The organism is Kytococcus sp. HMSC28H12 (assembly GCF_001816045.1).
In the GTDB taxonomy this organism is placed as follows: Bacteria; Actinomycetota; Actinomycetes; order Actinomycetales; family Dermatophilaceae; genus Kytococcus; species Kytococcus schroeteri.
On record NZ_KV824581.1, the window covers coordinates 1 to 9,247 of the forward strand.

Annotated in this window: 9 protein-coding genes and 1 pseudogene; 7 read left to right on the plus strand and 3 right to left on the minus strand. The window is 74.3% G+C overall.

The window, feature by feature from the left end; all coding sequences use genetic code 11:
* The coding region (locus HMPREF3099_RS09090) for a DEDD exonuclease domain-containing protein (protein ID WP_070705665.1) at window positions 1-1,556 on the minus strand (1,556 nt) is incomplete at its 3' end.
* A 498-nt stretch (window positions 1,557-2,054) separates the two neighbouring features.
* Between HMPREF3099_RS09090 and HMPREF3099_RS09100 the strand changes: the two genes are divergently transcribed.
* Together HMPREF3099_RS09100 and HMPREF3099_RS09105 are read left to right on the plus strand one after the other, a co-directional pair.
* Complete coding sequence (locus HMPREF3099_RS09100) at window positions 2,055-2,939, plus strand: hypothetical protein (RefSeq protein ID WP_141762098.1); 885 nt, start codon at window positions 2,055-2,057, stop codon at window positions 2,937-2,939.
* A gap of 91 nt (window positions 2,940-3,030) precedes the next feature.
* A complete protein-coding gene (locus tag HMPREF3099_RS09105) occupies window positions 3,031-3,993 on the plus strand; it encodes an ROK family glucokinase (protein ID WP_070705668.1) in 963 nt (320 codons plus the stop codon).
* A gap of 3 nt (window positions 3,994-3,996) precedes the next feature.
* On the opposite strand, the gene HMPREF3099_RS09110 is transcribed toward HMPREF3099_RS09105, so the two are convergent.
* Window positions 3,997-4,782: an alpha/beta hydrolase gene (locus HMPREF3099_RS09110; protein WP_083323668.1), complete on the minus strand. Its 786-nt coding sequence runs from the start codon at window positions 4,780-4,782 to the stop codon at window positions 3,997-3,999.
* A 126-nt stretch (window positions 4,783-4,908) separates the two neighbouring features.
* Between HMPREF3099_RS09110 and HMPREF3099_RS09115 the strand changes: the two genes are divergently transcribed.
* Genes HMPREF3099_RS09115 through HMPREF3099_RS09125 form a run of 3 tightly spaced genes read left to right on the plus strand, consistent with a single transcriptional unit; the run spans window position 4,909 to window position 7,389 of the window.
* A complete protein-coding gene (locus tag HMPREF3099_RS09115) occupies window positions 4,909-5,643 on the plus strand; it encodes a lysophospholipid acyltransferase family protein (RefSeq protein WP_070705669.1) in 735 nt (244 codons plus the stop codon).
* Window positions 5,640-7,031: a class II 3-deoxy-7-phosphoheptulonate synthase gene (locus tag HMPREF3099_RS09120; RefSeq protein ID WP_083323666.1), complete on the plus strand. Its 1,392-nt coding sequence runs from the start codon at window positions 5,640-5,642 to the stop codon at window positions 7,029-7,031. The genes HMPREF3099_RS09115 and HMPREF3099_RS09120 overlap by 4 nt, the downstream gene beginning before the upstream one ends.
* A 1-nt stretch (window position 7,032) precedes the next feature.
* Window positions 7,033-7,389 carry an Rv2175c family DNA-binding protein gene (locus HMPREF3099_RS09125; protein ID WP_070705670.1) on the plus strand — a complete coding sequence of 119 codons (357 nt, stop codon included), beginning with the start codon at window positions 7,033-7,035 and terminating at the stop codon, window positions 7,387-7,389.
* A gap of 3 nt (window positions 7,390-7,392) precedes the next feature.
* Here HMPREF3099_RS09125 and HMPREF3099_RS09130 read toward each other — a convergent pair whose 3' ends face one another.
* Complete coding sequence (locus HMPREF3099_RS09130) at window positions 7,393-8,481, minus strand: polyprenyl synthetase family protein (RefSeq protein WP_070705671.1); 1,089 nt, start codon at window positions 8,479-8,481, stop codon at window positions 7,393-7,395.
* A 217-nt stretch (window positions 8,482-8,698) separates the two neighbouring features.
* Here HMPREF3099_RS09130 and HMPREF3099_RS09135 point away from each other — a divergent pair, with 217 nt between their 5' ends.
* On the plus strand, window positions 8,699-9,013 hold the full coding sequence (locus HMPREF3099_RS09135; protein WP_070705672.1) for a DUF6504 family protein: 315 nt from the start codon (window positions 8,699-8,701) through the stop codon (window positions 9,011-9,013).
* Window positions 9,014-9,064: 51 nt separating this feature from the next.
* Window positions 9,065-9,247, plus strand: a pseudogene (locus HMPREF3099_RS09140) (hypothetical protein); the annotation flags it as partial.

A 9,247-nucleotide genomic window follows, 5' to 3' on the forward strand; every position in this document is an offset into this window, starting at 1 on the left:
GGCCGCGGCGCCACCACCTCGGCGGTGGCGCGCAGCGAGTCCACCACCGGCATCGGGTCGGTGCCGCGGGGCGCCAGGGCCGTGCCGGCGAGTCGGCCGTGGCGGATGCACACGAGCTCCCAGCCCCCGGCGGTCATGGGGGCGGCGGCGACCAGCTCCTCGAGGTCCGCGAGCGCCTCGTGGCGTTGCCTCCGTGCTGCTGCGCGCAGGTAGGACCGCGCTCCGTCGCGCAGTGCGCGGGCTTCCTCGAACCGCTCACTGGCGGCGAGGGACTCCATCCGGTCGCTGAGGTGCCGCCAGGCGGCCCGGTGGTCGTCGCGCAGGGCGTGGCGTGCCTCCTCGGCGACCAGCGCGTACTCCGCGCGCGAGGTGGCGCCCGTGCAGGGGGCTCCGCAGCGGCCCAGGTCGGCCAGGGCGCAGGCGGTGGTGGACCGGGCCGCGGAGGCCTCGGTGATGCGCTGCGTGCACTGCCGCAGCGGCAGGGCGCAGTGCAGGGCGGCCACCGCCTCGCGGGCGGCGGAGGTGCTGGGGAAGGGGCCGATGTGCGTCGCGCCGTCGGTGGACACCGCGCGCACCACCGAGAGGCGGGGGAACGGCTCGTCGGTGAGGCGCACGTAGGGCAGCGAGCCCGCCTTCCGACCGGCGCGGTTGTAGCGCGGCTGGTGCTCGTGGATGAGGCGCAGCTCGCGGACCGATGCCTCCAGGGCCGTGGGGCAGACGATGGGCACCACCTTCTCGGCCAGCCGCACCATGTCCTCCATGCGGCGGCGGGTCTCCGAGGCGGTGAAGTACTGGCCCACGCGGCGGCGGATGTTGACGGCCGTGCCCACGTAGAGCACCTCGCCCTGCGCGTCGAGGAAGCGGTAGACCCCCGGTGCCTCCGGGAGGTCTGCGGCGAGGGAGCGCTTGCGGCGCCGTGCCTCCGGGACGCGGCGGGTGTAGGCCAGCAGCTCCTCGAGGGAGTGGACGCCCAGCGGCCCCACGCGCTCGATGAGGCCGTGGAGGACGTCGACCGTGGCGCGGGCGTCGTCCAGGGCACGGTGGGTGGGTGTGGTGCGGGCCCCGAGGTGCTGGGCGAGCGTGGACAGCTTGTGGTTGCGCACCTCCGAGCGGGGCAGGAGCTGCCGGGCCAGGTGGACCGTGTCGAGCACCGGGTTGGTGGGGGCCCGGCGTCCCTGCCGCTCGCAGGCGTGGCGCACGAAGCCGGTGTCGAAGCGGGCGTTGTGGGCCACGAGCACCGCGTCCCCGGCGAACTCCAGGAAGGTGGGGAGCACCTCCTCGATGGAAGGGGCCCGGGCCACCATCGCCGTGGTGATGCCGGTGAGCACCTGGATGTACGGCGGGATGCCCCGGGCCGGGCGTACGAGGGTCTGGAACTCGCCGAGCACCTCGCCGCCGCGGACCTTGACGGCACCGAACTCCGTGATCTCGCTCTCGGTCGAGTTGGTGCCCGTGGTCTCCAGGTCGAACACCACGAAGGTGACGTCTGCCAGCGGGGTCCCGAGGTCCTCGAAGGTGGCCTGGACCCCGTCGGTGAGGGCGGGGGAGCTGGACATGCCGGCACGGTAGGCGGCGGCACCGACAACCTCAGCACCTGCTGTGCTCGCGGGGGTGCCTTCGTGCGGTGTCCGGCGCGCCACCGGCGCCTCTCGTCCACAGGTTGCGGACAGGTGGACGGATGTTGTCGGTCACCTGTTCTAGTCTCGTCGGTGTCAGGGCGGTTCCGCCCGGGCGTCGGATGCGAACGGGCCCCTGGGGCTCGCAGGAGGTGACCATGGACGAGGTGGACCGGACCGCTGGGGTCCGACAGGCGGAGTGTGTGGGTGCGGCGCTGTCGACGGCCGCGCCGTGCGTCGGGTGTGGTGCGGGAACCGGGGGTCCGGGGACTGCGGGGGCGGCTCTGGATGCCCGTGAGCAGGAGGCGGTCGCAGCCCTCGTGCGGTCCGGACTCGTGGGTCTCGGCACGGCGCTGGGCGCCCGGGCGGAGGTCCTGCCCCTGACCGGGCTCGTCGGGGCAGGCTCCCGGGGCTAGGGCCGGGGGCCAGACTGTGCCCATGCGACACGACGGACCGACCCGGCGGGGTGTGCTGGCCCTCGGTGTGGCCGCGGCGGCTCCCCTGGTCGTCGCGGGGTGCCGCGGGGCGGGACAGGGTGAGGGGGCCGTGCGCGACGGTGGATCGGGTGAGGTGCCTGCGCTGGACGCCACGGGCACGCCCTGGGGCCAGGAGGTGCACCGTGCGGACGACGCGGTCCGTGAGGTGTGGCGCTCGCGTCCGGGAGACCGTCCGGTGGTGGTACGCCTGGCTGCAGGGCGGCGGGAGTTCGCGGCCGCCGGGGGCTCGGACGAGGTGCCGGGCATCACCCGGGGTCTCCGCGTGGTGCCGGGGCGGGCCAGCCTGGCGCCTGTGGACCGTCGGGGCCGGTCGGGCGGCGGGGGCGTCGCGTCCGCGTCCGCCGAGGGCGAGGGGGTGGTGGAGGTGGTGCTGCACCCGCACGTCACCGCCCTGGGCTCGGCGGACCGGGGTCTGGTGCTGCGGCACGAGCTCGTGCACGCGCGCTTCGACCAGGTGGTGTCCCGCGCCGAGCCGCTGTGGTGGCGAGAGGGTGTGGCGGAGTGGGTCGCCCACGGTGCGATCGGGGGTTCCCAGGTTGGTGACCGTGCAGTGGACGTCGAGGTGCGCCCCAGTGAACCTCGTGTCGAGGGTCAGGGATCTGGTGCGCGAGCGGCCCGGTATGCCGCGGCGCGGCGGTCGGTGGAATTGCTGGCGCGCCACGACCGGCGCCTGGTGCGCCGTGTCGACGCCGCCTGGGGGTCCTCCCAGCTGCCCGGTCCGGGCTCCCTGCGCGGCTTCCTGACCAGGCAGGGCGTGCCGGGGCAGGTGGTGCGGGAGGTGCTCGTCGCAGGGGTGCGTGATGCAGACTGGCCTGCCGTGGGCTGATCCACCTGTCGGAGCCCGCCTGACGCGCCGGGTCGTCCGCGGACCGGCCACCCGTCCACCACGACCTGACCCACCTCGAGGAGACCCCCCCATGAGCCTGGCCATCGGAGTCGACATCGGCGGAACGAAGATCGCCGGCGCGCTCGTCCGGGAGGGGGTGGTGCTCGAGCGTGCGCGGGTGGAGACGCCCGCGGAGGACGTCGACGCCATCGCCGAGGCCGTGGTCGACGTGCTCGACCAGCTCCAGGGTGCCGCCGGCGACCAGGAGGTGGTCGGTGCCGGGATCGCCTGCGCCGGGTTCGTGGACCGCGAGGGCGAGACCATCCTGTTCTCCCCGAACCTCGCCTGGCGTGACGAGCCGTTGCGCGCCCGCCTCGCCGAGCGCACCGACCTGCCCGTGCGTCTGGAGAACGACGCCAACGCCGCGGCCTGGGGCGAGTTCCGTCACGGTGCCGGCCGCGAGCACCGCACCATGACGCTCATCACGGTGGGCACCGGCATCGGCGGTGGGGTGGTGGACGACGGGCACCTGCTGCGCGGCTCGTCCGGCATCGCCGCGGAGATCGGTCACCTGCGTGTGGTGCGCGACGGCCTGCGCTGCGGGTGCGGCAACCGGGGGTGCTGGGAGCAGTACGCCTCCGGCAGCGCCCTGGTGCGCGAGGCCCGCGAGCTGGTGCGCAGCGGAACGCCGATGGCCGGCCGCCTCGTCGAGGCGTGCGGAGGGGACCCCGAGCGGCTCGAGGGCACCGACGTGACCCGCCTGGCCGAGGAGGGGGACCCGGCAGCCGAGGAGCTGCTCCACGAGCTGGGGGTGTGGCTCGGGGAGGGCGCGGCCAGCCTCGCGGCCGTGCTCGACCCCGGGGCCATCGTCATCGGCGGTGGGGTGAGCGCTGCGGGCGACCTGCTGGTCCAGCCGGCGCAGCGCGCCTTCCGGCGTCAGCTCACCGGGCGGGGGCACCGGCCGTGGCCTGACGTGCTGCTGGCCTCCCTGGGCAACGACGCCGGGGTCATCGGGGCCGCGACCATCATGAGCGACCGGGCCCGGGGACGTTGAGGCTCAGCCGCTGATGCGGCGGACGAAGTCCACCGACTCCTGGTGGACCCGCTCGGCGTCGAGGTCCACCGTCGCGACGTGGAAGCTGTTCTCGAGCACGACCTCGGTGACGTCGCGGGAGGAGATCCGGCGCAGGATCGTGGCGCTGCTTCGGGCCGGCACCACGTGGTCCACCCGGGAGCGCATCAGCAGCACCGGGCAGGTGACCTCCGCCGCGCGGCGCCGCACACCCCGCCACAGGGCCCGCTGGGAGTCCAGGGCGTGCATGGGCACGGTGTCGTAGGCCAACTCACCGGGGGAGTCCGGGTCCGCGACGTCGCCGGCGATGCCGGGCATGCCCGGGCGGACCCGGCGCACGAGCGGCGTGAGCGGGACGAAGGGGTTGACCGCCGCCACCGCGGGGTTGACCAACATCACACCGGCCACCCGGGCCGGGTGGGCGATGGCCAGGGCCAGGGCGAGCGCGCCCCCCATCGACAGGCCGCCGACCACGGCGGGGCGGCTGCGGCTGGCGCGCAGCAGCGAGCGCTCGGCCACGCGGTACCAGTCCTCCCACCCCGTGCGGTTGGCCGCCTGCCACGTGCGGCCGTGCCCGGGGAGGCGCGGAACGTCCACGGCCACACCGGCATCCGCCAGGGCGTCCGGCCACCGGCCGAGCGACTGCGGGCACCCGGTGAAACCGTGGAGGAGCACGGCCTGCGGCGCGCCCACCGGTCCGGGCAGGGTGCGCGCCCCACCGCCGGGCAGCGGTGAACGCACCGAGACGAGGGCGCTGGGGGAGGGCTGCATGGTGGCCATCCTGACACGCTCGGGCGCGGTGGCCCGTGAAAGGATGCCCCGTGCGCAGCGGCCCCCACGCCGCCCGGTGGGTCGGTCGCGACCGCCCACCGATCGAGTCGAGACGCAGGAGATCAGGTGCTCTACTGGACGTTGAAGAACGTGGCCCTGGGGCCGGCGCTGAAGACGCTGTACCGCCCCACCGTCCACGGTCTGCACCACGTGCCGACCAACGGCCCGGCGATCCTCGCGGCCAACCACAGCAGCTTCTTCGACTCCATCGCCCTGCCGCTGGTGGTCCCCCGCCAGCTGCGCTACCCGGCCAAGTCCGAGTACTTCACGCAGCCCGGCCTCAAGGGGCGTGCGATGGCCGCCTTCTTCCGGGGCGTCGGGCAGATCCCCACCGACCGGTCGGGTGGCCGGGCCAGCCTCGCGGCTCTGGGTGAGGCCGAGCAGGTGCTCAAGGACGGCAACCTGCTGGGCATCTACCCCGAGGGGACGCGTTCTCCCGACGGGCGTCTCTACCGAGGCCGCACCGGCGTGGTGCGCCTGGCGCTGTCCACCGGCTCGCCAGTGGTCCCCGTCGGCCTGGTGGGTACCACCGAGATCCAGCCCATCGAGGCCGCGGTGCCGAAGGTCCGCCCGTTCACTGCCACCTTCGGTGAGCCGTTCGACGTCACCGCGTTCGTGCAGTCCCGTCACGCCGACGCCACCCCGGAGGAGCAGGCACGCGCGGTGCAGCGGCCCAGCCGCGACGACCTGCGCGCCGCCACCGACGAGATCATGCGGCGCATCCAGTCCATCACCGGTCAGGAGTACGTCGACGAGTACTCCAGCGTCGTCAAGAGCAGGAAGGCAGCTCACGGAGCATGACCACCCCCTTCGTCCCCGCATCCCGTCCCCTCAACGCCGTGGGCATCGGTGAGCCGGCCCTGGAGTGGCCCGACCTGGTGGCCAAGCAGCAGCCCACCTGGGACGACCCGGCCGAGGCCGAGCAGGTCACCGCATCGCTGCGGCGTCTGCCCCCGTTGGTGTTCGCCGAGGAGTGCGACACCCTCCTGGAGCACCTCGGTGCGGCCGCGCGCGGCGAGCGCTTCGTGCTGCAGGCCGGCGAGTGCGCCGAGACCTTCGACCAGGTGACCGCCAACCTCATCCGCGACCGGGTGGGCGTGCTGCTGCAGATGGCGGCCGTGATGACCTTCCAGGCGGGCGTTCCCGTGGTGAAGCTCGGCCGTATCGCCGGCCAGTTCGGCAAGCCACGCTCCAGCGACACCGAGACCCGCGACGGCGTCGAGCTGCCCGTCTACCGCGGCGACATGGTCAACGGCTTCGCCTTCGACGCCGAGACCCGCCGCCACGACCCGCAGCGCATGCTCGCCGCCTACAACGCGAGCGCGGCCACGCTCAACCTCGTGCGCGCCTGGACCACCGGCGGCTACGCGGACCTGTCGAACCTCAGCACCTGGGGCACCGAGGCCACCACCGAGGCCACGCGCGAGTACACCGAGGTGAGCCGCGGCATCGAGCAGGCGCTGCGCTTCACTCGCGCCGCCGGAGCCGACCTGCTGGCCTTCCGCTCCACCGAGTACTTCGCCAGCCACGAGGCGCTCGTGCTGGACTACGAGAAGGCGCTCACCCGCATCGACTCGCGGACCGGCACCCCGTACGCGACCTCCGGCCACTTCTTGTGGTGCGGCGAGCGCACCCGCGACCCCGAGGGCGCGCACATCGACTTCCTGGCCCGGGTGCGCAACCCCGTCGGCGTCAAGCTCGGCCCCACCACCACGGCCGAGGACGTGCGCCGCCTGGTGGACCGCCTCGACCCGGAGCGGACCCCCGGTCGCCTGACCTTCATCACCCGTATGGGGGCCGGCCGGATCCGCGAGGTCCTGCCGGAGGTCGTCGAGGCCGTGAAGGCCATGGGCGCCCAGCCGCTGTGGCTCACCGACCCGATGCACGGCAACACGTTCACCAGCGCCTCGGGGCACAAGACGCGCCGCTTCGACGACATCGTCGACGAGGTGCAGGGCTTCTTCGAGGTGCACGGCGCGGCCGGCACCGTGCCCGGCGGTCTCCACGTGGAGCTCTCCGGCAGCGACGTGACCGAGTGCATCGGTGGTGTGGTGCCGGTGCTCGAGGACGACCTGGGGCAGCGCTACGAGAGCCCCTGCGACCCGCGCCTCAACCGCAACCAGAGCCTGGAGCTGTCCCTGCGGGTGGCGCAGATGATCACCGACGACCCGACCCTCGGAGGCGACTGAGATGGCCCAGGACCTGTTCGACACCATCGAGTGGCTGACCATCCCGGACGTCGTGGAGCGGACGGGGCTGGGCGTCAGCCAGGTGCGTCAGCTCGTCAAGGACCGCGAGTTGCTGGCGGTGCGTCGCGGGGAGAACGACACCCTGCAGGTGCCCGCGCGCTTCCTCGACGGTGGCGGCGTGCTCAAGGCGCTGCCGGGCACCATCACGGTGCTGTCCGACGGGGGGATGTCCGACGAGGACGTCATCCGCTGGCTGTTCGAGCCGGACGAGACGCTGCGCGAGGGCTCGGCGATCGAGGACCTGCACGCCGGGCACAAGACGGAGATCCGCCGGAGGGCGTCCGAGACCGCCTGGTGATCCTCAGGCGCTGCGCGCGGTGGTGACGTACGCGAGCTGCTCGAGGGCGGTGGCGGCCGCCGGGTCGATGGAGTCCCGGGCGGCCGCCAGCGCGTGCAGGGCGGCGTCGCGGTCGGCATCGACCTGGGCCTCCACGGCCGCCAGGGCGCCGGTGGAGGTGATGAGCCCGGCCATCCACTCGGTGTCGTCCGGGGACAGGTCGGGAGTGCCCAGCAGGGCCTCGAAGCGCGCGGCGTCGGCGGGGGAGGCGGCGTCGAGGACGCCCACCACGAGGGCGGTGCGCTTGCCCTCGCGCAGGTCGTCGCCGGTGGGCTTGCCGGTGAGGGCGCTGTCGCCGAACACGCCGAGCACGTCGTCGCGCAGCTGGAAGGCCAGGCCGAGGTGGAGGCCGTAGGTGCTCAGGTGCCCACGGGTGGTGGGGTCCACCCCGGCGGCGTCGGCGCCGATGAGCAGCGGGTGTTCGATGGAGTACTTGGCGCTCTTGTAGGTCATGACCCGGCGCACCCGCTCGGTGCGCGCGGGGGCGTCCTCGTCGTCCCACGGGCGGGCGGCGTTGAGGATGTCGAGGAACTGCCCGCCCATGAGCTGGGTGCGCATGAGGTTCCAGGTGGGCACGGCGCGGCGCATCTGCTCGGGGGACCAGCCGCAGCCGGCGAAGGCGGCGTCGGCCCACACCAGGCAGAGGTCGCCGGCGAGGATGGCCCCGGCCAGGCCGTGGTCCTCCGGTGAGCCGTCCCAGCCCTGCTCGCGGTGGCGGGCGGCCCAGGCGCGGTGGGCGGTGGGGGCGCCGCGGCGGGTGTCGCTGTCGTCCATGACGTCGTCGTGGAGCAGGGCGGCGGCCTGGAAGAACTCCATGGCGGTGGCGGCGCGCAGGGTGGCGGGGGAGGCCTCGCCGCCGGCCGCGAGGTGGCCCCAGTGCAGGAACCCGGCGCGCAGGCGCTTGCCGCGGGCCATGAGGAGCCCGATGGCGTCGGCCAGCTCGTCGGCCGCGGGGTCGATGGGAGCGAGCTGGGCCCGGTGGTCGGCGACCTGCTCGGTGATGCTCGCGGTGATCGCGGCCTGGAAGGCGTCGTCGAGGGGGTTGGGGCTCACGGCGTCATCGTAGGTGTGCGGGTGCGCGGTGGTGGGCGCGGGTGGGGTGTCCCGGGTGGGTGGTGAGGGGGAGGCGCAGCGGCGTCCGCCGCGTCCTGGGGCGGGTCGGGGGAGGTTGTCGGTGTCGTATGGATGAATGGGTCTTGATCCGGAAAGTCGTACGCCAGTACGGTTGGTCCGGGTCGGTGAGATGACGACCCGACGGGAGGAGAGCGGCATGCGGCGGTGTGCGGAGACGGTGGAGGTGCGGACCCTGCGGGGTGCCTGCGAGGCGGCTGGGCAGCCGGACGCCTTCGTGTGGCGGGGGCGCCTGTACGTGGTGTGCGAGGTGCTGGACCGGTGGCGGCAGCGGCACCCGTGGTGGCGCTACGTGACCGAGGCCGAGGGGCTGGCCCTGGAGGCCGGTAGCGACCAGGAGGTGTGGCGGGTGGAGGCGCGCGCCGGGCGGCACAGTCCGGCCGGGGTCTTCGACCTGGTGGCCCCGCCGGCCGGTGTGGCCGCGGCGTGGCAGCTGGACCGGGTCGTGGACTGAGGCGACTGCGGCGGGACGACGACGGACGACAGGACGGCAGGAGGAACGACGATGACGACGATGAGGAGCTCGGTCGTGCCGGTGGGCGGCGGTGCCCCCGCGGGTACGGTGCTGGACCTCATGGAGCGGTCCCGGGCGAGCCTGGCCGAGGCGTGCGCCTCCCCGGTGCCCGCCGAGCGCTACGAGGCGGCCCACCTGGGGGCGTTGCGGGCGGCGGCCGCCGTGGTGGCGGCA

Excerpts from the sequence above, each read along its gene's own strand:
- HMPREF3099_RS09100 (WP_141762098.1), top strand. The coding sequence starts at position 2,055 with ATGCGACACGACGGACCGACCCGGCGGGGTGTGCTGGCCCTCGGTGTG.
- HMPREF3099_RS09105 (WP_070705668.1), top strand. The coding sequence starts at position 3,031 with ATGAGCCTGGCCATCGGAGTCGACATCGGCGGAACGAAGATCGCCGGC.
- HMPREF3099_RS09110 (WP_083323668.1), bottom strand. The coding sequence starts at position 4,782 with ATGCAGCCCTCCCCCAGCGCCCTCGTCTCGGTGCGTTCACCGCTGCCC.
- HMPREF3099_RS09120 (WP_083323666.1), top strand. The coding sequence starts at position 5,640 with ATGACCACCCCCTTCGTCCCCGCATCCCGTCCCCTCAACGCCGTGGGC.
- HMPREF3099_RS09125 (WP_070705670.1), top strand. The coding sequence starts at position 7,033 with ATGGCCCAGGACCTGTTCGACACCATCGAGTGGCTGACCATCCCGGAC.
- HMPREF3099_RS09135 (WP_070705672.1), top strand. The coding sequence starts at position 8,699 with ATGCGGCGGTGTGCGGAGACGGTGGAGGTGCGGACCCTGCGGGGTGCC.